This window comes from Streptomyces daghestanicus (assembly GCF_020521275.1).
Classification (GTDB): domain Bacteria; phylum Actinomycetota; class Actinomycetes; order Streptomycetales; family Streptomycetaceae; genus Streptomyces; species Streptomyces griseoviridis.
The window spans coordinates 399,087-421,908 of record NZ_BNDX01000016.1 but is presented as its reverse complement, the minus strand read 5'-3'; the positions used below and the strand labels follow the sequence as shown (position 1 = coordinate 421,908).

The following is a 22,822-nucleotide window of genomic DNA, read 5'->3' as shown; positions in this document are numbered from 1 at the left end:
TACGGAGCCGCGAGAAGGCCCGGCGTCCCCCCGGACGCCGGGCCTTGTCGTGCGCCTGGTGGGTCAGGGAGTGCGCCAGCCGATGTCGGCGATCTCCAGCAGGGCCGTGCCCTCCGTGTAGAGCATGAACGGCACGTCGACGTGGCGCAGGTCCATCCCGGCCGCCGCCAGCTCGGTCAGCGGCACCGACACCCGCGTCCACTCCCCGGGCGGAGCCTGCCGCAGCAGGGGCGCCAGGTCCACGCCGGGCTGGGCGGGGTAGTCGTCGTGGCAGGCCAGGAACAGCGCGTGCGTCGGCGGCTCGATCACCCGCGCGAGGAACCGCACGTGTCCCCCGGCCGCCAGGTGGCCGCGCAGGTCGGCGGGGGCGCCGGTGGGCGACTCCGCGTAGAAGAAGGCCGGGTTGCCGAGGAAGCGCAGGCTCAGCCCGGTGCCCTCGGGCGCCGGCGCCGGGTCGGAGCGGACGATGGTGCAGCGCATCGGCCCGGTCAGCGGGACGTCCACCCGCGACCAGGTGTTGTGGCCGCCCACCTTGAGCCGGTACGGGGTGCCCGCCGCGTCCAGCACCCGCAGCGGTCCGTCCACCGGGGGCGCGGGCGGTGCCTCGGGGGGCAGGTCGACCGGCAGGGTCCCGGTGGCCGGGGCGGTGTCCCGCAGCGACAGGCCGTGGCCCACCGGGAAGAGCGGGGTGTACCGGCCCTCGGGTGCCGTCTCCTCGGGGGGCACCCGGTAGTCCGGCAGGTGCGGGGGGACCCGGTTGACGGCGGCGGAGTCCCGGGTCCGCGGCCAGGACGAGGGCAGCCGGCCCTGGAAGTCGTGGGCGGGCGCGCCCGGCTCGGGGGCGAACAGGACGTCGGTGACGCCCTGCCCGTACGGGCCCGGCAGCCAGGCGACGACGAAGGCGGCGGAGAGGTTGATCTCCTCCGTGCAGTAGAGCGGACGGCCGGTGAGGAAGACCGAGACGGCCGGGAGCCCGGCCGTGTCCAGCCGGCGCAGCACCTCCAGGTCCCGGGCGTAGGACTGCTTCAGGTCGGCGTAGCCGAGCGAGCGCCAGGGCTTGAGGGTGCCGCGCATCTCCGCGTACGCGTCCTCGCCGAGGACGACCAGGGCCACGTCGAAGCCGGCCGGGTCGGCGTGCTCCAGCGCCGGGTCGACCACGCACCGGTCGGCGCCGACGACCGCGCGGACCGCGTCCGCCACCGTGGCGCCCTCCGGCAGGTCCGCGTGGTCCACGTCGTCGCCCTGCCAGGTCAGGGTCCAGCCGCCGCACTGCTTGCTCAGGTCGTCGGCCGCGCTGCCGGTCACCAGGACCCGCGCGGTGCGGGACAGGGGCAGCAGCCCGGAGTCGTTCTTGAGCAGCACCAGCGACTTGCGGGCGGCCTCGCGGGAGAGCGCCCGGTGCTCGGCGCTGCCGACGACGCCGGCCCCGGAGCGGGTCAGCGCCCGCTCGCGGGGGCGGGGCTTGTCCCAGAGGCCGGCGCGCATCTTCACGCGCAGCACGCGGGTGACCGCGTCGTCGATCCGCGCCATCGGGATGACGCCCTCGCGCACGTAGCGGACGGTGCTGCGGTGCACGCTCTGCCACGCCTCGCGCCCGGCGACCATCAGCACGTCCAGGCCGGCGTTGACGGCGTACCCGGCGTCACCGGCGGAGCAGCCGGCGACCTCGGCGTGCGCGTCCCAGTCGCTGATCACGATGCCGTCGAAGCCGAGGGCGTCCTTGAGCACGTCGGTGATCAGGTAGCGGCTGCCGTGCACCTTGTCGTTGTAAGGCTCCGCGCGGCCCGGCGTGTGGTCGTAGTTGGCCGGGTTCTCCCAGCTGCTGAAGGAGACCATCACGCTCTGCGCGCCGGCCTCGATGCCGGCCAGGAAGCCCTGGGCGTGGATGTTCCTGAGCACGTCCTCGGAGGCGCGGGCGGTGCCCCGGTCGGCGCCGTGCTCGGTGCCGCCGTCCGCGATCCAGTGCTTGAGGGTGGCCAGCACCTTGCCGTCGGCCCGCAGCGACTCCACGTCGCCCTGGAGGCCCTCGACCATGGCCCGTCCGTAGGCGTGCACCACGGTCGGGTCCTCGCCGTAGCCCTCGTAGTAGCGGCCCCAGCGGCGGTCGCGGGGGGTGGTGACGGTGGGGGCGAAGATCCAGTCCATGCCGGTCGCGGCGACCTCGCGGCCGGTGGCGACGCCGATCCGGCGCACCAGGTCCGGGTCGCCGGTCGCGCCGAGGCCGATGTTGTGCGGGAAGACGGTGGCGCCGTGGACGTTGTTGTGGCCGTGCACGGCGTCGGTGGCCCACATGAAGGGGATGCGGAACGGCCGGTCCCGCCACGCCTCCTCCGCGGCCGACCAGAAGCCGTCCACGGTGTCCACCCAGTCCGCGACGCTCGCGTGGCGCTTGCCGCCGGGCCAGATGCCGGCGCCGTTGAGCGCGGAGCCGATGCGGTACTCGCGCACGTCCTCCGGGGTCAGCTCGGCCAGCTCGGGCTGGATCATCTGGCCGACCTTCTCCTCCAGCGTGAGCTGCCCGAGGATCTCGGCCACCCGGGCCTCCACCTCCGGATCGCGCGGGATCGCGGAGGTGAGGCGGGGCCACTCGGTCAGCGGGCGCAGGGCGGCGGGAGCGGTGTCCGGCGCGGGGCGGCCGGCGTCGGCCGCCGGGGCCGCGGGGGCGGTCGGGTCCGCCGGGCTCGTCGGGGTCGTCGTCACGGTGCCGGTCACTCTCCCTCGCCGGTGCCGGCCGCGACGGCGGCCGGTGCCTCGCCGGTTCCGCCGGCCGCTCCGCCGGCCGGCCGCGCGGCCGGTTCGGTGACCCAGAACTCCTCGGTGCGGGCCGCGAACACCCGTTCCTGGAACGGCGGCGGCACCACCGCCCGGGTCTGGCCCGGCGCGTACAGCTCGACCTGGGTGCGGTGCTCGCGGAACGCCGCGTGCTTGCGCTCCACGTAGGGCGAGATGTCGAAGGAGACGAGCCGTTCGGTGGCCTCGCCCGCGCCGTCCGCCGGGTTGCGGTTGACGAAGCCGAACTCCTCCTCGGTGCGCTCGTCCCACACCACGTACCGGAAGACCTCAGGGGTGAGTCCCAGCTCGGCCAGGCAGGACACCACCGTCTCGCCGGTCAGCCGGTGGTCGGCGTTGAGTTCGCGCACCTCGTGCGGGAGGTACACGTGGGTGACCCCGGACTCCTCGCGCAGCACCTCCAGCACGTCCGCGCGGAAGGCGGGCAGGTGGTCGGCGAGCCGGGTGTCGGGGTAGTCGAGGAACCGGGCCGCGTCCTTGTCCAGGCCCATGGCCTTGGCCGCCGAGCGTGCCTCCTCGCGGCGGATCTCGCGGAGTTCGGCGGGGGTCGGGTCGGTGTGGATGCCCAGCACCGCCGAGTGGGACATCGCGCCGTCGGTGGCGAACACCACCCGGACCCGGGCGCCTTCCGCGGCCCAGCGCGCCACGGTGCCGCCGCAGGCGATCACCTCGTCGTCGGGATGCGGCGAGAAGACCAGCACCCGGGGCGCGTCGCGCCGCGCCTCGCGGTCCTTCCAGGTCCACACGCCGAGCACGGGCGGAGTCATCGTCGGGTCGTCCCCTCCCGGTCCGGTCCCGGCCGGCTCCCCGGCCTCCCGCACCGTGTCGTGTACGTCGATGGCGCGCCGCTCGGTGCCGACCCGGTCGGTGACCTCGCCGGCGGCCAGGCCGCGGGAGCGCAGGATGTCCTCGATCTCGTGGAAGTGGTTGTCGACCACCAGCCGGGCGACCGGGGTGTCGTACTTCGCCGCGAAGTAGGCGTAGTTGCCCGCGGCCGACCGCATGTTCTCCTCGTAGCTCTTGGCGTGCGGCACGTGGATCGCGGTGGCGTCGCGGCGCAGCACGAAGCGGGCGCCGGCCGTGTGCAGCCGGTAGCCGAGGTCGACGTCCTCGGCGCCCCAGGAGCGGTACGCCTCGTCGAAGCCGCCGACCTCGCGCAGCAGGGCGGTGCTCGCCGACGCGTCGCACGTCCACCACATCAGCCAGGGCGCCGTGAGGACGGTGAGGTCCTCGCCGTAGCGCTCGTAGTAGTCCTCGCGGATGTCCGGCCAGCGGCCCTGCCCGGCGAACTCGGCGAACGACCGGTCGGGGTCCGCGAAGTCGAGTGCGGCGGTGATCTCCGCGCCGTCCTCGTTGCCCTCGTTGAAGCAGCGCACGTAGCCGACGACGGCCGTGGGCAGGGGGCTCTCCCGGTGCGCGGCCAGGTGGGCGGCGAGCGCGCCCGAGTGCAGGATCACCCCGGAGTCCACGAACACGCAGACGTCGGCGCGGGCGTGCTCGATGCCGAGGTTGCGGGCCGCGGCGACGCGGTAGCCCTCGTCCTCCTGGAAGAAGTACCGCACGTCGAGCCGGTCGCGGTAGCCGGCGACGACCCGCTCGGTGTCGTCGGCGGAACCGTCGTCCGCGACGATCACCTCGAAGCGGTCGGAGCCGTCGAGCCGCTGACGGCACAGCGAGTCGAGGGTGTGGGCGAGCAGGGCTGACCGGTTGTAGGTGGGTACGACAACGGTGCAGGACGGGTCGGTCACGCGGTTGCTCCCTTCACGGGGATCACGTAGGTCACTGGGGCCGCGGGGATCACGGGGATCGCCGGGATCACGGGGTGGGCGTGGGGGTCGAGGCGGGCACGGGGGACGGCACCTCGGGGGCGGTGCGCAGCAGGAGCGCGAGCACCCCGGCGACGGCGGTCAGCCCGGCGCACACCCAGAAGACCTGGCCGTAGCCGGTCCAGGTGGCCACCGTGCCGACGACCAGGCCGCCCAGGAACATGCCGGCCTTGAAGGCGCTGGAGTACAGGGCGGAGGCGGTGCCGATCCGGCCGGGCAGGCTGTCCTGGAGCATGACGACGGGGATGTTCAGGGCCACCGCGGCCCAGGCCGCGTTGAGCGGCTGGAGCGCGAGCAGGAACGGCCGGGTGTCCGCGAGCGGGAGCAGGACGAAGAACAGGGTGGCGCAGACGGTGGCCGCGAACATCAGCCACTGCTTGCCGACGCGCTCCGCCCAGACCCCGGCGAGCACCATCAGCGGGATCTCCACGAAGGCGCTCACGCCGAGCAGCAGTCCGGCGAACTGCGGGCTCATGCCCAGGTCTTCGGTGACGTAGAGGGGCAGGTTGATCTGGTACATCGCGTTGGCTCCGAGGAGCAGCACCACCGCGCCCAGCACCAGCGCCGTCCGCCGGCCGAGCCCGCGGAACATGCCGAGCATCCCCGGGGGCCGGTCCTCGGCGGGCTCCGGGGTGGCGACGGCCGCGGACCCCTCCGGGCCGGCCTTCTCGGGGAGGGCCTTCTCGGGGAGGGCCTTCGCGGGGAGGGCCTTCGCGGCCCCGGACGCCTTGGGATCGGGCAGCCCCCAGCCGCACAGCGCCGCCGCCAGCAGGGACAGGGCGGCGGTCGACGCGTACAGGGCGGTGAAGGACCACGTGGCGATCGTCCAGAAGGCGAGCGGGGGGCCCACCACCCAGGCCAGCGAGGTGACGGACCGCAGGAAGCCGTTGAAGAACGGGGCGTCCACCCCGCGCGCGTCGGCGAGTTCCCGGGTGTAGGCGAAGAGCTGCCCGAAGCAGGCGCCGCCGAGCCCGAAGCAGACCATGCCCGACAGCAGCAGCAGGTAGTAGTCGCGCAGGAACGTGTAGCAGAGCGCTCCGCAGGCGTTGAAGAGCGCGGTCAGGACCAGGATCGTGCGGCGGTTGCGCAGCCGGTCGGAGACGGCGCCCACCACGATGTCCGTGCCGATCTCCGCGACCGACCGGACGGCGAAGAACAGGCCGACCATGAGCGGGGTGGCGGTGACGGCCTCGCTGAGGAACAGGCTGGTGGTGGGCACCACGAACGCGCCGGCCACCCCGACCGCCGCGGTGGCGGCGATCAGGTTGAGCACGGCGGGGTCGGTGAGCATCCGCCACCGGCCGCCGGTCTTCGGCCCCGCCGCCGTCCGGGCGCTCACGCGCTCCCGCCCGGCACCGGTGCGGCCGCGCGCTGCCGGTAGGGCAGCCACGCCGCGAGGACCCGGTCGCCGGGTATCCGCCCGGCGGCGGCCAGGTCGGCCTCGTCGATCTCGCCGCGGGCGAGCAGGTCCTCCCGGGTGGCGGCCGGCAGCGAGGCCAGGACGCGGTGGCGCACCCCGGCCAGGTCGAGGCCCCCGTCGTGGACGGCGGGCAGCGGGCGGACGTGTCCGGGGCGCAGGTTGGCGGGGTCGACCTGGCTGGAGACGAGGGTCCAGTAGGCGCGGAAGTGCGTCGCCGGGTCGGGCAGCGCGCCGCTGAGCAGGCCGAGGCGGATCGTCTCCAGCCAGCAGTCGAGGTAGCGCCGGTCGTGCAGCGCGGTCATGTGGCGGGCGCACCAGGCGGCGCGCTCGTCGGGGCCCGGCAGCGCGGTCTTGCCGCCGAGCACGCTCAGCACCCAGCCCCCGATGGCCTCGAAGTACGGGCAGGCGGTGCCGAACGCCTCGGTGTCCACGGGGGTGTTGACCACGGCCAGCGTCGGGTCGTGCCGCCAGAAGTGGTGCTCGTACAGGTCCTCGCGGCGCAGGCCGTCGATGAACCCGTAGTCCGGCGGCTCGTAGCCCAGGCACAGCACCACGGCGTCGTACCGTTCGGCCGTGCCGTCCGCGAGGACGGCCGCGCCGACCCCGTCGAACCGGGTGAAGGCCGCGACCGGGTGCACCCCGCCGCCGTGGACCGCCGGGACGATCTTCTCGTTGATGTGCACCGCGCCGTGGAAGCCGTCCTCGGGCAGCAGCCCGGTGGCCCGGTACATCGCCATGTACTCCGGCAGCCACGCGGTCAGCCGGTCGAGGTACTCGGCGTACGGCAGTTCCTCGACGGCGACCCGGCCCGCGTACGAGAACAGGGCGTCGTTGTACGCGTCGCCGATGCTGCGGGGCAGGAACAGCGCCTTGCGGCGGACGGACCAGTCGACCCGGGCGGCGTGCGGCGCGAGGTCGGCGGCGATGTCGGCGCCGCTGACCCCGCCGCCGATGACGAGCACGCGCTCGCCGGTGAAGGCGGCCGGGCCCCGGTACTCGGCGGAGGTGAGCACCCGCACACCGCTGTCCGGCGCCGGGAGGCCGCCGGCCGGCAGCCGGGGCCGCCACAGTTCGCCGTTGGCGACGAGGACGGCGTCGACGTGCTCGTCGCCGGAGGTGCCGGTCGCGGTGTCGCGGGCCGTCACCCGCCAGCCCGCGCCGTCCTTCGCCACGCCGACGACCTCCCGGCCGAAACGGACCGAGCCGAGCAGGCCGAAGGTCTCGGCGTACGAGGTGAGGTACTCCTGCACCTCGGCCTGGGTGGGGAAGTCGGTGGTGAAGGCGGGCGCGTGGTCGGAGAAGGGCATGCTCATGCGTGAGCTCTGCATCCGGACTCCGGTGTACGCGCCGCCCGCGGCGGGGTTCCAGATGCCGCCGAGATCCCGGTGCTTCTCGAAGCAGACCACGTCGTGGCCGTCCGCGAGGGCCTGCTTGACGCAGGTCAGTCCCGCGGGACCGGCTCCGATCACCGCTAAGCGCATGTATGGCTCCTGGCCTTGGTGGGGAGAGGGCGGACGCGCGGGCGGCACCCCGGCGGGGCCGCCCGGCCCGGACGGCGGACGTCCGGGCGCCGAGACGCCCGGACGCCGGTGGCCGGCCGTCAGATGAAGGGGTCGAAGTCCTCGGTCAGATCCGCCGGTTCGGGGCGCTCGGCGAGCAGCGGGATCACCTGGTTGGTGTCGTGCCGGGCGCACACGAAGCGGCAGTCCTCACTGGGGTCGATCACCGTGGTGTCGGCCGACGACCACAGCTCGGCGAAGCTCGACTGCTGGATGTCGCCGATCCGGCCCTTGGGGTTGCCCCGGTGGTACGGGCAGACGAAGACGCCCGTGGGGGTGATGGTGGTGCGCAGTTCGGCGACCGCGCAGGAGTGGTAGTCCTTCGGCTGCACGGCGTCGGCGTGGGCGCGCACGGCCTGCCAGTTGGAGGAGTACAGGATGTGGAAGGAGCCGTCCTCCAGCTCGCGCAGGCGGGCGATCTGCTCCTCGACGGAGGCGATGTCCTCGGCGCGCTGGTTGACCGTGTAGTGGTCCTGGTCCAGCATCGCCTTGACCTCGAAGTAGTCGCAGCCGATCTCCTTGGCCAGCACGCCGGCCTGGTACACCTCGTGGTAGTTGGAGTCGGTGACGTTCCCGGCCTCGTCGAAGCGCTGCATCAGCAGGAACGAGTAGCCGAGCCGGCCCTGCTTGCGCGAGGCGAGCAGCCGCATGTTCTCGATGACCTGGGGGAAGGCGCTGCGCTTGCCCCGGCTGGGCCGGAAGGCCTGGTAGGTGTCGGCGCTGCCCGCGTCGAGCGAGACCCGCACCCAGGAGAGCATCCCGGCGAGCCGGTCGATGTGCCGGTGGATCTGGGTGCCGTTGGTGACCAGGCCGAGTTTGATGCCGGCCCCGTGCAGCACTTCGATGATCTCCCCGACGGAGCGGTGCAGCAGCGGTTCCCCGCCGCCGATGAGGATCACCGCGCGGACGGCGGAGTCGGCCAGTTCGTGGGCCAGGCGGACGATGCGGTCCTGGCCTATCTGGCCGTGGTGCAGGACCTGGGAGCTGATGCACTCCGGGCAGGCGAGGTCGCAGACGGTGGTGGGATCCAGGTCGACCACGAGTGGCGCGGAGAGGCGCTTGCCGTGGGCGACGTCGAGGACGGACGGGTACACGGAACGCTGGTAGAGCTTGCCCACCAGGTCGAGATTGCGCTCCACGAACGCGGTGCCGAGTGAGGTGCTGGGCTGAGCGACAGTGCTGTCGGACATGGTGCGGTCACTTTCCGGTTCGGCGGAACGAAGGTTCGGCGGACGAATGACGGAGGACTGCGCAGGGGGCAGGAGAGGGCCGGTTTCGGGGTGGTGTGGGAGCGCTCCCGTGACAGTGCCGAACTGACTGACACATGTCAATCAGCCAACGAGAACCGGTCAGAAGCACATGCCCATTGGCCGGATTCCGTCAGATACGGTTGACAGCGAAAGAGCCGGGCCCCGGCGGCGTGACAGCCGTCGGGGCCCGGTCGGTGCGGAGGTGCCGGTCGGCCGGGGGAACCCGGCGGCGGCGTCAGCCGAAGGCCGCGAACGCCTTCGAGAACGCGAACGGGTCCTGCACGACCGAGCTGCACGTCGCGTCCGCCGTGGGCTTCGCTCCCCCGGCGCACTGCCTGTCCCGGGTGGCGGACCACATCGACAGCCGGCCCACCCCCTTGGCCTCGGCGAACTCCACGAGCTGGGCGGCGTCCCCGACCGTGAAGACCTCCGAGGCGACATCGTTGACGCCGATCATCGGCGTGACCCCGACCGCCTTCCACGCGGCGGCGTCGCCGAGGCCGAGGACGCCCTTGATCTGGGCCTGGGTGGCGGTGGCGGCCTGCTCGGCGTAGGTGCCCATGTCGCCGCTGTACGAGGCGCCGTAGTCCATCGCCATGATGTTGACGGTGCCGACCGCGACGCCGTTCTCCTTTGCGTTCGCGAGCAGGTCGACGCCGGGCTGGGTCAGTCCCTCCGGCATCACCGGGAGGGTGAAGGAGACGTCCAGACCGGGGTGGTCCCGCTGGAGCCGGGCGACGGCCTGGGCGCGGCGGGTGTTGGCGGCCGTGTCGGGCAGCGCGCCGCCCTCCACGTCGAAGTCGACCTTGGTGAGGTGGTAGGCGTCCACGACCTTCTCGTACGCCGCCGCCAGCGCGTCCGCCGAGGAGCAGGTGGTGGCCAGCTCGGAGCCGGCCGCGCCGCCGAAGGAGACCCGGACGTCGCCGCCCGCCGCGCGCAGGTCGCCGATCTGCGCGGCGACGGCGTCGCCCGCCAGGTCGGTGACGCCGCCCCACTTGGGGACGCAGCCGCCGCCGTCGGTGACGAAGGCGAGGGTGTACTCCTTCACGCCCGTCGTCCCGGCGGCGGCGAGCAGGTCGTAGGAGGGGTGGAGCGAGGTGTCGACGTACGGGGCGAACCCGGCGCCGCCGGTCGTCCCCTCGCCGGTGTCCTCGGTGGCCGTGGGCGTGGCGGTGGGCGGTGCGGTGGTGGTGGGCGTGGAGGTCGGGGCGGTGGTCGGGGTGCCGGTGGGCCGGCCGCTGGGCTCGGGGGTGGCGCCGGTGTCCGTGGCACAGGCGGTGCCGTCGACGCGGCAGCCGTCCGGGTCGCCGGTGCCGTCGACGACGAAGCCGACGGTGACCGACTCGCCGGCCGCGAGGCCGTCGGTGTCCCACTTCGGGGCGGTGACGGTGACGTGCTGCCCGGAGACGTTCTTCTCGCCGTTCCACAGGGACCCGAGCTTCGCGCCCGCGGGCAGGTCGAACTCCAGGGTCCAGCCGGCCTTCGCCGTCCCGCTGTCGTTGGTGACGACGTACTGGGCGGTGTAGCCCGTCTCCCACGACGCGGTCCTGGTGTAGGCGGCGCCGACCCCGGCCGCCTGGGCGCTGCCGGTGAACAGCAGCGCGCCGCCGCCCGCGACGGCCGCCGCCACGACCGCGCCGATCGCCTTGTTCCTGCCGCTGATCCTGCGCCGGTGGGTGCTCATCGCGTGCCTGCCTTCACTGTTCACGGGGTCCGCGCGGGACCCCGCGGGGTTCACGTGGGGGTGGGGTGCGGCAGCACGCTAGCGACAGCGAACCGGGCAAAGGCCCTGATCCGGACGGTGGCCGGCGATCTTAGGGTGCGCTTAAGGAAGGGATCGGGACCGATTAAAGGTGCGGGCGGCACCGCGCGGCCGGCGCCTGCGCACGGCACCGCGGTGGCCGCGCCGCTCGGGCGCCGTCCGGCCGTCGGCCTGGAGCCGGATCCGCACCTCCGTCCCGCCGAGCACGGAGGAGCCGATCCGCACGTCACCGCCGGTCGACTCGGCGAGCCGGCGCACGATGTCCAGGCCGAGACCGGTCGATCCGTCGCTGCCCGAGCCCCGGCCGCGCGCCATCGCCGCGTCGGGGTCGGGTATGCCGGGGCCCGCGTCCGAGACGAGCACGATCACCGCGTCCTCGCCGTTGTGCACGTCCACCGCGAAGGCGGTGCCCTCCGGGGTGTGCCGGAAGACGTTGCCGAGCAGGGCGTCGAGGGCGGCGGCCAGGTCGGCGCGGGCCACGGGGATGCGCACCGGCCGGTCGGCGCCGGCCACCCGCCAGGTGCGGCCCTCGTCCTCGGCCAGCGCCGACCAGAACCTCATCCGCTCGCGCACCACTTCGGCGGCGTCGCACCCGGCGCCGGGTCCGGCCGCCGAGGTCTGCGGCCGGGCGTCCCGGGCGGTCCGGATGATGGTGTCGACCTCGCGCTCCAACTGCTCGACGGCGGCCCGGGTCTGCTCGGCGGCCGGTCCCTCGCCGAGCGAGGCCGCGTTGAGCCGCAGCACGGTCAGCGGGGTGCGCAGCCGGTGGGAGAGGTCGGCGGCCAGCTCCCGTTCGCCGGCGAGGAGCTGGACGACCTGGTCGGCCATGGAGTTGAACGCCACGGCGGCCGACCGCAGTTCGGGCGGGCCCTCCTCCGGGACCCGGACGCCCAGCTTGCCCTCGCCCAGTTCGTGCGCGCCCTGGGCGAGGCGCTGGGCGGGCCGCACCATGCGCACACCGAGCCGGTCGGCGACCGCGACCGAGCCGACGATCAGCGCGGCCCCGACCGCGGCGAGCACCGCCCAGGCCGTGCCCACGCCGTTGCTGACCTCGGCCTCCGGCACGAACACCTCGACGACGGCGATGCCGCCGGACCCGATCGCGACCGGCTGGAGCAGTACGGAACCACCGGTCACCGGCGTGGTGGAGGCACGGCCCAGCTTCCGTACGGCCGCTATGTCCAGCGCGGCGGCGCGCTCCCGGCCGATGTCGGTGCCGTCCTTCGCGTCACCGGTCGCCGGTATGTGCACGGCCACCGCGGCGTCGTCGGAGCCGGCGGAGGCGACGACCCGCTCCAACTGCTCGCGGTCGGTGGTGATGGAGAGCGCGGGGGCGATCGCCGCGGCCTCCCGCTCGGCGTTCGAGAACGCCCGGTCGCGGGCCATCTCCCGGATGACCAGGCCCAGCGGGACGGCGAAGGCCACCACCACCATCGCGGTCACCGCCAGCGACACCTTGACCAGGGCCCACCTCACCGCGGCGGCTCCGCCCCGGGCGGCTCCAGCTTCACCCCGACCCCGCGCAGGGTGTGCAGGTAGCGCGGCCGGGCGGCGGTCTCCCCCAGTTTCCGGCGCAGCCAGGAGAGGTGGACGTCGATGGTCTGGTCGTCGCCGTAGGACTGCTGCCAGACCTCGGCGAGGAGTTCCTTGCGGGGGACGACCACGCCGGGCCGGCCGGCGAGGAAGGCGAGCAGGTCGAACTCGCGGCGGGTCAGGTCGAGGCGTACGCCGTCCAGTTCGGCCTGGCGGCGCAGCGGGTCGACGGTGAGGCCGCCGACCCGGAGCACGGCGGGCGGCGGGGCCTCGCCGGTGCCGGCGCGGGCGCGGCGCAGCACGGCGGCCATCCGGGCCGAGAGGTGTTCGACGGAGAACGGCTTGGTGAGGTAGTCGTCGGCGCCCGCGTTGAGCAGCCGGACGATCTCCGTCTCGTCGTCCCGGGCGGTGGCGACGATCACCGGCACGTCCGTGATGCCGCGCAGCATCTTCAGGGCCTCGGACCCGTCGAGATCGGGGAGTCCGAGGTCCAGTATCACCACGTCGAAACGGAGGTGGGCGACCTCGCGCAGCGCTTCGAGAGCGGTGCCGACACTGCGCACGGTGTGCGCGGCGTCGGTCAGGTGCCGGATGAGCGCGGAGCGTACGAACTGGTCGTCCTCGACCACGAGCACACTTGCCATGGGCGGCACCGTACGCCATACGGGCGAGGCGGGTTCGGGCCTGTGGACAACTCACCGCACGCGACACCGGTGGGACGGGTGAGGCAGGATGGCCGCGATGCGCAGAGGACTCGCACACGTACTGGCCTGGCTGCTCGCCACGGGCGCGGCGGTCACGCTGTCCTGGTGGGGCGTGCACACGGTCATGTCGGGCACCGCGTACGACCCGCCCCGCGCGCTCCCCGTCCGCGCCGCCGGGGAGACCGGGCCGGCGGCGCGGACGCAGGCCGCCTCGACCAGCCGGCCGGCGCCCTCCGGGAGCCCGTCACCGGACCCGGCGCCCACCCGTTCCCCCCGCACCTCCCCGGCACCGAGCGCCCGGCCGTCCGCCCCGCGCCCCTCCCCCGCCACCACGCCCCCCTCCTCCTCCCGCTCCCCCTCCCCCTCTTCCGGGCAGGTCAGGGGCTACGACACCAAGGGCGGCCGGGCCGTCTTCGACCTCGGGCCGGTGTCGGCGTCGCTGGTGTCGGCCACGCCGGGCGCGGGCTGGTCGATGCAGGTGTGGAAGACGGAGTCGTGGATCAGGGTGGAGTTCAGCGCGGGCGCGGACCGGGTGTCGGTCTTCTGCACCTGGCACGACGGCCCGCCCCGGGTGGAGATCGGCACCTACTGAACCCGCCGGTGCCGCGGCCGGCGCCTCAGCGGAAGACGGAGGGCGGCGGCGCGGGCGAGGCGGTGGCGGTCGCGTCCGTGACCGGGGCGGCGCCGCCGGTGAAGTCGGTGAGCGCGCGGCCGTGTTCGACCCGGGCGGGCTGGGGGTCGGAGGCGGCGCGGCGGGTCAGCTCGGCCAGCGGCAGCGGCCGGTCGGAGGCGACGAGGACGGCGTTGCCGAAGCGCCGCCCGCGCAGTACGGCCGGGTCGGCGATGAGGGCGAGTTCGGCGAAGCGGGCGGCGGCGGTGGCGATCTGGCCGCGCAGGTGGGCGAGCGGGGGGCCGTCGGCGAGGTTGGCGGTGTAGATCCCGCCGGGCGCGAGGGCCAGGCGGACCTCGTCGAGGAACTCCGTCGAGGTCAGGTGGGCCGGGGTGCGGGCGCCGGCGAAGACATCGGCGATGATCACGTCGGCCCGGCCGTGCGGCAGCCTGGCGAGCGCGGCGCGGGCGTCGGCGGACCGGACGCGGATGCGGGCGCCGGGGTCGAGCGGCAGTTCCCGGCGGACCAGCTGGACCAGGGCGGCGTCCCGCTCGACGACCTGCTGGGTGGAGCGGGGACGGGTGGCGGCGACGTACCGGGCGAGGGTGAGGGCGCCGCCGCCGAGGTGCACGGCCTCGATCGGCCGGCCCGGCGGGGCGAGGAGGTCGACCACGTGCCCGAGGCGGCGCTGGTACTCGAAGGCCAGCCGCGCCGGGTCGTCGAGGTCCACGTGCGACTGCGGGGCGCCGTCGATCAGCAGCGTCCAGGCCCGGGGCCGGTCCCGGTCGGGCACCAGCTCGGCCCGCCCGCCGTCGACCTCCTCCACGACGCCCTCGACGACGGCCCGCGTCCGCCGGGTGTTCCTGGACTTTCCCATCCGGCCATTATCGGGGGCGAACCGTGCCGCCCGCCGGGGCCGGGTGCGGTGACGACGGCGCCGGCCGTCAGGCGCGAATACGGCGACGAGCACCGCGCCGGCCGGCACGCGCGGGCGGGACAGCGCCGGCCCGAACGCGCGCCGGAACCACGGGAGCGGCGACGGCGCCGGGGGCTCCGGCCGGCCCCGTCGACGCGAGGCACGTCGCGAGCCGGGCCGCGCGCACGCGCTCAGCGGCAGTTGTCCGCCGCCTCGATCAGCCGGGCCGCCTCGCCGAGCGCCGCGCGCAGTTCGGCCGGGTCGGTCGCGGGGTCCGCCCGCTCCGGCGGCAGCAGCCAGCCGGGGTCGGTCACCGGCGGGTGCGGGGCCGGTTCCGCGCCCCGGCCGCCGGTCCCCGTACAGGTGCTGCCCGGTACGTCCCAGGCCGCCGCGGTGCCGGGCGGCACCAGGAAGCCGAGGGTGTCGTGGCCGTCGTCGTGGAGCACCGGGCCCACCGCCTCGGCGGCTCCGCGCAGGAGGATGTCGACGGCTTCCAGTCCTTGCCGTGTCGGCACGGTCACGACGTCGCAGGCGCCGCCCGCACCGAGGGGGTCGCTGATCCGGCTGCTCTCCATCCCGGCCTCCACCACGGAACACTCCCTGGACACACGGACCGGGGACGGGCCCCGGGTCCACGGTGTTCAACGCCCCACCGCGTCAATGGCTACGGCGTGACGCCGCCGCAAAGGATGGCACTTCATGGCGGATCGCACAGGAGTTATCCGCTTTTGTGCGGAAACTCCGCGTGGCGGGGCCGTCACAGCCGGTACGTTCTTGCCCGCCGGAACACGGGCGGCGGAAGGAGCACACCCGGTACGCCGTGCCGCGTCCGGCACGGTTCGACGGTTCGGTTCGCACGAGAGGACCCGGCCATGGCGTCGTCGACGGTGACCTCGGCCCAGCCACCATCCCAGCCCGACCGGCCACCGCGGCCGAACCTGGTCTTCCGGCAGTTGCGCGGCCGGCGTTCACCGGCCGAGTTCGCGGCGGCGGTCCGGCGGGCCGCGCGGGAGATCGGCGAGCGGGTCAGCTGCGACGCGCGGTACGTGGGCCGGGTGGAGACGGGCGAGATCCGCTGCCCCAACTACGCGTACGAACGGGTGTTCCTGCACATGTTCCCCGGCCGCACCCTCACCGACCTGGGGTTCGCGCCCCGCTCGTCGGTCCGCGGCCGGCGGGCCCGTACCGGCCCGACCGCGGCGGTCCCGGCGGCTTCGGCGGAACCGCTGGCCCCGGACGGTGGGACGCCGGGGGCCGCCCGGCCGTACGACCGGGGGAACCCGTACACGCACGACGACCACGAGGAGAGCGACGTGCTGCGTCGCGCATTCATGAGGGGCGGGACCGCCACGGCCGCCGCCTCGCTGGGCCCGCTGGGGCTCGCCCTGGACGCCGCGGCGGCCGAACGCCCGGTACGGCGCTGCGGGGCGAGCGACGCCGGCGCCCTGGAGGAAGCCGTCCGCCGGATCCGGCTGCTCGACGACCGGCACGGCGCCGACGGACTCTACCGGCGCGCGGCGGCCCCGCTGCGCGCCGCGTACGCGCTGCTGGACGCCGGCGCGATGCGCCGGGCGACGGCGGACCGGCTCTACGCGGGCGCCGGTGAGCTGGCCCTGTCGGTGGGCTGGCTGGCCCATGACTCCGGCCGCTTCGACGACGCCCGCTCCCACTACGCCGAGGCGCTGGCGACAGCCCGGATGACCGGGGACCCGGCGCTGGAGGCGCACGCCTTCTGCAACACGGCGTTCCTCGCGCGGGACGCCGGCCGGCCCCGGGAGGCGGTCCGGGCCGCCCAGGCCGCGCAGCGCGCCGCGCGGGAGCTGGGCTCGGCGCGGCTGCTGTCCCTGCTGGCCCTGCGGGAGGCGGGCGGCTGGGCGGGACTGGCCGACCGGGTGGGCTGCGAGCGGGCGCTGGCCCGTGCGCGGGCCCTGTTCGACCGGGGGCCCGCCGGCGCCGACCCGGACTGGATGAGCTTCTACGGCGAGGCCGAGCTGGCGGGGCTGGAGGCGCAGTGCTGGTCGGCACTGGGCGACTGGCCCCGGGCGGCCCGGCACGCGCGCCGGGCGGTGGAGCTGCAGGACCCGCACTTCACCCGGAACATCGCCCTGTACACGGCGGAACTCGCCGACGACCTCGCGCGCGGCGGCCGGCCGGACGCGGCGGCCGCGGCCGGCCTGCGCGTCCTGGACCTGCTCGGGAAGGTCCAGTCGACCCGGGTGCAGACGATACTGGCGGGCACCGCCCGGGTCCTGCTGCCGCATCGCGGGGCGCGCGGGGTGTCGGCGTTCCTGGACCGCCACGCGGCACATCAGGCGGCGCTGTCGCGCCCCGCGTGAGCCGCCCGGCCCCGCCCGGCGCCCCCGTCACGCCGCCAGGTGGCCGATGTCGTTCCACTGCTCGACGGCCGGCTCCCCGTACGCCCAGCCCAGCACGGACAGGGACGTCGGGTTGAGGCGGACGCGGGCCCCGAAGTCCAGCGGCAGGCCGAGCCAGCGGGCGCCGATCGACCGCAGGATGTGGCCGTGGGCGAAGACCAGCACGTCGCGGTCGGCCTCCCGGGCCCAGGCGACCACCTCGTCGGCGCGCGCGGTGACGTCCGCGGTGCTCTCGCCCTCCGGGACGCCGTCGCGCCAGATCAGCCAGCCCGGCCGGACCGCCTGGATCTCGGCCGGGGTCATCCCCTCGTACGCCCCGTAGTCCCACTCCATCAGCGCGTCCCAGGTCGCGGCGCGGTCACCGAACCCGGCCAGGTCGCACGTCTCGCGCGCGCGGACCAGCGGGCTGGTGCGCACCTCGGCCGCGGGCAGGCCGTCGAGCGGCGCCCGGTGCAGGCGCTCGCCGAGCAGCTTGGCGCCACGCCGGCCCTCCTCCAGGAGCGGCACATCGGTCCTGCCCGTGTGTCTGCCGGACAGCGACCACTCGGTCTGTCCGTGCCGGGCGAGCAGGATGCGCGGTGCCATGGATCGGGCCTTTCGGGACGATGACGGTCGCGGTGAGGTGCGGTCCTTCCATCATCGCGTACGGCGCGCACGGGCAACCCGGGGGGCGGGAGCGGCGTCTTGCAGGGCCGGGGCGCCCCCCGTGCGAGGGGGCCCGCGCCGTAAAGTGACACGCCCGGCACCGCCGGGGTACCCGGGGACGAACAGCAGGAGAAGGGGAGGTCGATCGGATGCCGCGCGCCGACACACCGGGCACCGAGGCGGCCCCCGTGGCCCGGTTGCGCTGGTGGACGGAGCTGCCGCTGATCCTCCTCGTCTACGCCTGCTACTCCGCGGGCCGCCTCCTGGTCCGCGGGGACGTCACCGACGCCGTCGGCCACGGCCTGGCGATCCTGCGCGTCGAGCGGGTGCTCCACCTGAACGCCGAGCACCCCCTGAACCGCCTCTTCACCCGCGAGCCCTGGCTCGGCGTGCCGGCCGACTTCTGGTACGCGTCGCTGCACTACCTGGTCACGCCCCTGGTGCTGGTGTGGCTGTTCCGCTCCCGCGCGGTGCGCTACCGGGCGGCCCGGACCTGGCTGATGACGTCCACGTTCATCGGGCTGATCGGCTTCACCCTGCTGCCGACCTGCCCGCCCCGGCTGCTCACCCCGGCGCACGGCTTCGTGGACACGATGGCCCACTACAGCGCGTACGGCTGGTGGGGCGGCGAGGCCAGTGCCCCGCGCGGGCTGGGCGGGATGACCAACCAGTACGCCGCGATGCCGAGCCTGCACGTGGGCTGGGCGCTGTGGTGCGGGGTGGTGCTGTGGCGGTTCGGCGGCACGCGCGTGACGCGGATCGCCGGTGTGGTCTACCCGCTGGTGACCACGGTCGTGGTGATGGGCACGGCCAACCACTACCTCCTCGACGCGGTCGCGGGCGCGGTCGTGATGGGCGCCGGGTTCCTGCTGGCCCCGCACCTGCTGCGGGTGGCGGACCGGGCGCGGCCCGCGGTCACGGCCCGGCTCGTCACCGCCCTCGCCCCGTTCACGGCGGCCGAGCGGCGCCCCGGCGGCTCGGACTCCCCTGTTGTCAGTGGGGGATGCGAGACTTCGGCGGGTGAGCGATTTCCACGCCAGCGCGACGAGCGGCCCCGGCACGGAGCCGGGCCGGACACCTCCCCCGCGGACACGGGAGACGGCGCTCCGGCACCGGCTCGCTGAGCTGCGGGGCGGCCCCGACGTCCTCCCGAAGGCCCTGGACGCCCGTGCCCTGGCCGCCCTCGCGGCCAACCCGGGATGCAGACGCCGCGCGCTCCTGGACGGCGCAGGGGTGGACAAGACCCGCCTGGCGAGCGCGCTGGGCTCCCCGTCGGCCTTCGGCCAGTCGCAGTTCGCGTTCGTCCGGGGCAACGCGTTCGAGGCCAGGGTCAAGGCGGACGGCGGCGCGGAGCTGCTGCGGCTGGTGCACGAGAGGCTGGACCCGGGTGCCGAGCCGCCGCGCGAGGGGCGGGTGCCCGACCTGGCCGCGACCGGTCAGCGGGCGCGCGTGGCGCGCACCGAGCTGGCGCTGCGGGAGGCGGCCGGCGCCGGGGCGTGGACGCTCCTGGACCACCCGATGCTCGCCCTGGACGTGGCGGGCTCCCCCGCCTTCCTGGAGCCGGACGCGGTGGTGGTGCACCCGGACGGCGCCTGGACGGTCGTGGAGATCAAGTCGTTCCCGATGCTGGACGGCGCGGCGGACCCGGCGAAGGTCGGCGCCGCCGCCCGGCAGGCCGCGGTGTACGTGCTGGCGCTGGAGGCCGCCGCCGCCCGGCTGTCGCCGGCCCCGCGGGTGCGCCACCGGGTGCTGCTGGTCTGCCCGAAGGACTTCTCCAACCTGCCCACCGCCGCCGCGGTCGACGTGCGCAAGCAGCGCGCGGTGACCGCGCGGCAGCTGGCCCGGCTCACCCGGATCGAGGAGATCGCCGACGCGCTGCCGGAGGGCGCCCGCTTCGCCCCGGACCTTCCGGCCGAGGAGCTGACGGCCGCGGTCGAGTCCGTCCCGGCGGCGTACGCGCCCGAGTGCCTGTCCGCCTGTGAGCTGGCCTTCCACTGCCGTGCCCGGGCCCGGGCGGCCGGGGACGTGACCGCCCTCGGCCGGGCGGCCCGCGCGGAGCTGGGCGGCCTGGCGACGGTCCCGGAGGTGCTGGCCGCGGCCGGCGGCGAGGCGGGCGACCCGGACGACCCGGCGGTCGCGGCGCTGCGCCGCGCGGCGGCCCTGCGGACCGAGGCGCTGGCGGAATGCCGTACGGCTGCGGCGGCTCCGGCTCTGGAGGCGGCGTGTCCCTGATCAGCACCCTGGCCCGGCTGGAGGCGGTACGCACCGGCCGCGCCCAGCCGGCCACCACCGTCCGGCACCGGCACCTGTCCGACCGGCCCCTGGTCCTCGTCCCGCTCGTCACCGCCGGTGAGATCGGCGCGCCGCTGGGCGCGCTGGTCGGCACCGACCGCGACGCCCCGCGTCTGCTGGCCGTCCCCCAGCCGCGCGACCGGGACCTCAGGTTCGCGTTCCTCGCCGAGCTGGCGGACGCGGTCCTGCCGCACATCGACGCCTGCGCCGAGGTGGTCGAGGCCGCCGAGCGCACCGAGGCCGACCCGGAGACGGGCAAGCGGGTCAAGGTGGAGGTCGAGCTGTGCGCGGACGCGGCGCAAGTGATCGTGCCGAGCCGCGCGGGTGTCGACCTGATCCGGCTGCTGGGCCGCTCGACGCGGTTCCGGCGTACGGCGGAGCAGGACCCGGAGGCACCGTTCCCGGCGCCGCCGCGTGTGCCGCTGCTGGGCCGCTGGCTGACCCACTACGGCGAGCGGGCCCGGGTCCCCGGCTCCTCCCTGCTGCTCGCCATGACCGATCTGCTGGGCCGGCACTGGGCGACGGGGCAGTCCACGCTGGAGGACCAGCACCTGGGCGCGCTGCTGGCGTGGATCGACCCGCCGGAGGGCGCCTCGGGCGCCGAGGCGGCGCTGCGGGCGGAGCTGGCCCGGGACGCGGAGGGCCAGCTGCTGTGCCCGCCCGCGGGCCCGGCCACCGACCCGGCGTTCGACAACCATCTGCTCGGGCCCGCCATCGAGCGCTACGACCGGGCCCGCACCGCGCTCGCCGCCGCCGAGGACGGCCTGGAGGCCGACGAGCGGTACGGCGCGGTGAGCGCGGCCGAGCGGGAGATCCGCGCCCTGGTGCTCAGCCGTACGCGGCCCACCTGGGACGCGGTGTGGCACGGTCTCGACCTGCTGCGGCGGCTGCCCGCCGGGGCGCACGTGGCGGACCGGTGGACCCGCGACCGCTGGTCGTTCACCGGGCACCGGGACCGGATCGTCTCCGGTGAGCCCCCGCAGCCGCGCCGCGACGACGCGGTGACGGCGGCGAACAAGCTGGCGACCCGGGAGCGCGAGCAGGCCCGGCTGGAGGCGCAGGAGGCGCTGGACGATCCGCTGGTGATGGCGGGGCGGCGGCTGGCCGGGGAGGCGTTCGCCGGGGAGGTCACCGACGTGGTCATGGCGTACGGCGAGGGCAGGCGGCCGAGCCCGCGCCCGCTGGTCACGGTCCGCACCGACGACCGGCCGCAGCTGGCCGAGCGGGGGAAGGTGTACCGGTCGCTGGGCGGGAAACCGCAGGCGGCTGAGTTCGTCGAGGAGGCCGGCGAGGGTCTCCTGGTGCTGCGGATCGTCGACAAGATGGGCCGGGGCCGGGAGCCGGAGCCCGGTTCGGTGCCCGAGAAGGGCGACCTGGTCTGCTTCACCCTCTTCGAGCACGAGCAGCGCGGCGGCGCGAAGCTGCCCGACCCGGAGGCGACGCCGTGGACGCACGGCGGGCCGCCCGGCGAGACGGCCGCCGTGCCGGAGGCCCCCGACCCGCTCACCGAGGAGGACGTGCTGTGACCGCCGAGGCCCTTGTCCGCACCGGTGCGGACGCCGCCTTCGACCCGGGCGCGGAGGCGGCCCGCGCGACCGCCGCGATCCTCCACGACACCCTGCACGGCACCGAGCGCGGAGTGGTCGTCGACTCCCCGCCGGGCGCGGGCAAGTCCACGCTGGTCGTCCGGGCCGCGCTGGAGCTGGCCGAGGCGGGCCGCCCGCTGATGGTGGTCGCCCAGACCAACGCCCAGGTCGACGACCTGGTCCTCCGCCTCGCCGAGAAGAACCCCGAGCTGCCGGTGGGCCGCCTGCACAGCAGCGACGCCGACCCGTACGACAAGGCGCTCGACGGGCTGCCCGGCGTACGGAAGTCCGCGAAGGCCGCCGACCTGGCCGGTCTCGCGGTGGTGGTGTCGACGGCCGCGAAGTGGGCGCATGTGAAGGTGGACGAGCCGTGGCGGCACGCCATCGTCGACGAGGCGTACCAGATGCGGTCGGACGCGCTGCTCGCCGTCGCGGGGCTGTTCGAGCGGGCGCTGTTCGTGGGCGACCCCGGGCAGCTCGACCCGTTCTCCGTCGTGGGCGGTGAGCAGTGGGCGGGCCTGTCGTACGACCCGTCCGCCTCCGCCGTCACCACCCTGCTCGCGCACAACCCGCGGCTCCCCCAGCACCGCCTGCCCGTCTCCTGGCGCCTCCCGGCCTCGGCGGCGCCCCTGGTGTCGGACGCGTTCTACCCGTTCACGCCGTTCCGCAGCGGCACCGGCCCCGGTGACCGCAGCCTCACCTTCGCCGTCCCCTCGGACGGCTCGGGCCCCGACCGGGTGATCGACGAGGCGGCGGCCTCCGGCTGGGGCCTGCTGGAGCTGCCCGCCCGGCGCACGCCGCGCACGGACCCGGAGGCGGTGCGGGCGGTCGCGGCGGTCGTGCGCCGGCTCCTGGACCGCGAGGGCGCGGCGCGCTCCGAGCGCTCCCCCGACGCGTCCCCGCTGACGCCCGCCCGGATCGCGGTCGGCACCGCCCACCGCGACCAGGCGGCCGCGGTCCGCGCCGCGCTGGCCGCCCTCGGCGTCACCGGCGTCACCGTGGACACGGCCAACCGGCTCCAGGGCCGGGAGTACGACGTGACGGTGGTCCTGCATCCCCTCTCCGGCCGCCCCGACGCCACGGCGTTCCACCTGGAGACGGGCCGCCTGTGCGTCCTGGCCTCCCGCCACCGGCACGCCTGCGTCGTCGTCTGCCGCGAGGGCGTCGACGACCTGCTGGACGCCTATCCGTCCACGGAACCGGTCCAACTGGGCACGACGGTCAAATTCCCGGACGGCTGGGAGGCGAACCACGCGGTCCTGGCCCACCTCACCCGACACCGGGTCCCCTGGCGCCCGTGACACCGGCCCCCCGGCCGGCACCCGATCCACCGGCACCCCCTGACGACCAGAGCCCACCCGGGCCACCGGCCCACCCCGGCAGCGGGTGCCCCGGCACCCCCGACCGCGCCCCGGCCCCGGCGCACACCGCCCGCCGGACCGCCCCGACCGCCGGACGGAGTCCGGCACGCCGCCGGAGGCGGCCGACAGACACAGCCCGGACGGCTGGGAGGCGAACCACGCGGTCCTGGCCCACCTCACCCAGCACCGGGTC

At 75.4% G+C, this 22,822-nt stretch carries 17 protein-coding genes; 6 read left to right on the top strand and 11 right to left on the bottom strand.

Annotation, left to right across the window (positions count from 1 at the left end):
* Positions 1-63 precede the first annotated feature (63 nt).
* The 8 genes from Sdagh_RS28655 to Sdagh_RS28620 form a co-directional block, all read right to left on the bottom strand.
* A complete protein-coding gene (locus tag Sdagh_RS28655; protein ID WP_226535924.1) occupies positions 64-2,700 on the bottom strand; it encodes a glycoside hydrolase family 3 protein in 2,637 nt (878 codons plus the stop codon).
* Between the two features lie 8 nt (positions 2,701-2,708).
* A complete protein-coding gene (locus Sdagh_RS28650) occupies positions 2,709-4,538 on the bottom strand; it encodes a PIG-L family deacetylase (protein WP_190077317.1) in 1,830 nt (609 codons plus the stop codon).
* A gap of 67 nt (positions 4,539-4,605) precedes the next feature.
* Entirely contained in the window at positions 4,606-5,955 is a 1,350-nt protein-coding gene (locus Sdagh_RS28645) for a sugar efflux transporter (RefSeq protein ID WP_190077316.1), read from the bottom strand.
* On the bottom strand, positions 5,952-7,517 hold the full coding sequence (locus Sdagh_RS28640; protein WP_190077315.1) for a flavin-containing monooxygenase: 1,566 nt from the start codon (positions 7,515-7,517) through the stop codon (positions 5,952-5,954). Before Sdagh_RS28640 ends, Sdagh_RS28645 begins: the two co-directional genes overlap by 4 nt.
* 119 nt (positions 7,518-7,636) lie before the next feature.
* Entirely contained in the window at positions 7,637-8,785 is a 1,149-nt protein-coding gene (locus tag Sdagh_RS28635) for a radical SAM protein (protein ID WP_189420226.1), read from the bottom strand.
* Between the two features lie 295 nt (positions 8,786-9,080).
* Positions 9,081-10,529 (bottom strand): glycoside hydrolase family 18 protein, encoded by a 1,449-nt coding sequence (locus Sdagh_RS28630; protein WP_190077314.1) that lies wholly within the window; start codon positions 10,527-10,529, stop codon positions 9,081-9,083.
* A 141-nt stretch (positions 10,530-10,670) separates the two neighbouring features.
* Positions 10,671-12,083, bottom strand: a complete 1,413-nt coding sequence (locus Sdagh_RS28625) for a sensor histidine kinase (RefSeq protein ID WP_190077313.1) — start codon at positions 12,081-12,083, stop codon at positions 10,671-10,673.
* The gene (locus tag Sdagh_RS28620) at positions 12,080-12,784 is read right to left on the bottom strand and encodes a response regulator transcription factor (RefSeq protein ID WP_189420220.1); all 705 of its coding nucleotides are present in this window, start codon (positions 12,782-12,784) and stop codon (positions 12,080-12,082) included. Before Sdagh_RS28620 ends, Sdagh_RS28625 begins: the two co-directional genes overlap by 4 nt.
* A 97-nt stretch (positions 12,785-12,881) precedes the next feature.
* On the opposite strand from Sdagh_RS28620, the gene Sdagh_RS28615 reads away from it, so the two are divergent.
* Positions 12,882-13,436: a hypothetical protein gene (locus Sdagh_RS28615; RefSeq protein ID WP_190077312.1), complete on the top strand. Its 555-nt coding sequence runs from the start codon at positions 12,882-12,884 to the stop codon at positions 13,434-13,436.
* Positions 13,437-13,461: 25 nt separating this feature from the next.
* Here the strand turns inward: Sdagh_RS28615 and Sdagh_RS28610 are convergent, their stop codons facing one another.
* Both Sdagh_RS28610 and Sdagh_RS28605 read right to left on the bottom strand, forming a co-directional pair.
* On the bottom strand, positions 13,462-14,331 hold the full coding sequence (locus Sdagh_RS28610; RefSeq protein ID WP_190007563.1) for a spermidine synthase: 870 nt from the start codon (positions 14,329-14,331) through the stop codon (positions 13,462-13,464).
* A 230-nt stretch (positions 14,332-14,561) separates the two neighbouring features.
* The gene (locus Sdagh_RS28605; protein WP_190077311.1) at positions 14,562-14,960 is read right to left on the bottom strand and encodes a hypothetical protein; all 399 of its coding nucleotides are present in this window, start codon (positions 14,958-14,960) and stop codon (positions 14,562-14,564) included.
* A 282-nt stretch (positions 14,961-15,242) separates the two neighbouring features.
* Between Sdagh_RS28605 and Sdagh_RS28600 the strand changes: the two genes are divergently transcribed.
* Positions 15,243-16,706 carry an NsdA family TPR-like regulatory protein gene (locus tag Sdagh_RS28600; RefSeq protein ID WP_190007559.1) on the top strand — a complete coding sequence of 488 codons (1,464 nt, stop codon included), beginning with the start codon at positions 15,243-15,245 and terminating at the stop codon, positions 16,704-16,706.
* Between the two features lie 27 nt (positions 16,707-16,733).
* On the opposite strand, the gene Sdagh_RS28595 is transcribed toward Sdagh_RS28600, so the two are convergent.
* Complete coding sequence (locus tag Sdagh_RS28595) at positions 16,734-17,330, bottom strand: histidine phosphatase family protein (RefSeq protein WP_189420209.1); 597 nt, start codon at positions 17,328-17,330, stop codon at positions 16,734-16,736.
* A 209-nt stretch (positions 17,331-17,539) separates the two neighbouring features.
* On the opposite strand from Sdagh_RS28595, the gene Sdagh_RS28590 reads away from it, so the two are divergent.
* Genes Sdagh_RS28590 through Sdagh_RS28575 form a run of 4 tightly spaced genes read left to right on the top strand, consistent with a single transcriptional unit; the run spans position 17,540 to position 22,569 of the window.
* Positions 17,540-18,514 (top strand): phosphatase PAP2 family protein, encoded by a 975-nt coding sequence (locus Sdagh_RS28590; RefSeq protein WP_190077310.1) that lies wholly within the window; start codon positions 17,540-17,542, stop codon positions 18,512-18,514.
* On the top strand, positions 18,411-19,622 hold the full coding sequence (locus Sdagh_RS28585) for a hypothetical protein (RefSeq protein WP_372478479.1): 1,212 nt from the start codon (positions 18,411-18,413) through the stop codon (positions 19,620-19,622). The genes Sdagh_RS28590 and Sdagh_RS28585 overlap by 104 nt, the downstream gene beginning before the upstream one ends.
* Complete coding sequence (locus Sdagh_RS28580; RefSeq protein WP_189420205.1) at positions 19,613-21,208, top strand: hypothetical protein; 1,596 nt, start codon at positions 19,613-19,615, stop codon at positions 21,206-21,208. Before Sdagh_RS28585 ends, Sdagh_RS28580 begins: the two co-directional genes overlap by 10 nt.
* Entirely contained in the window at positions 21,205-22,569 is a 1,365-nt protein-coding gene (locus Sdagh_RS28575; protein ID WP_190077309.1) for an AAA family ATPase, read from the top strand. Before Sdagh_RS28580 ends, Sdagh_RS28575 begins: the two co-directional genes overlap by 4 nt.
* Positions 22,570-22,822 lie beyond the last annotated feature (253 nt).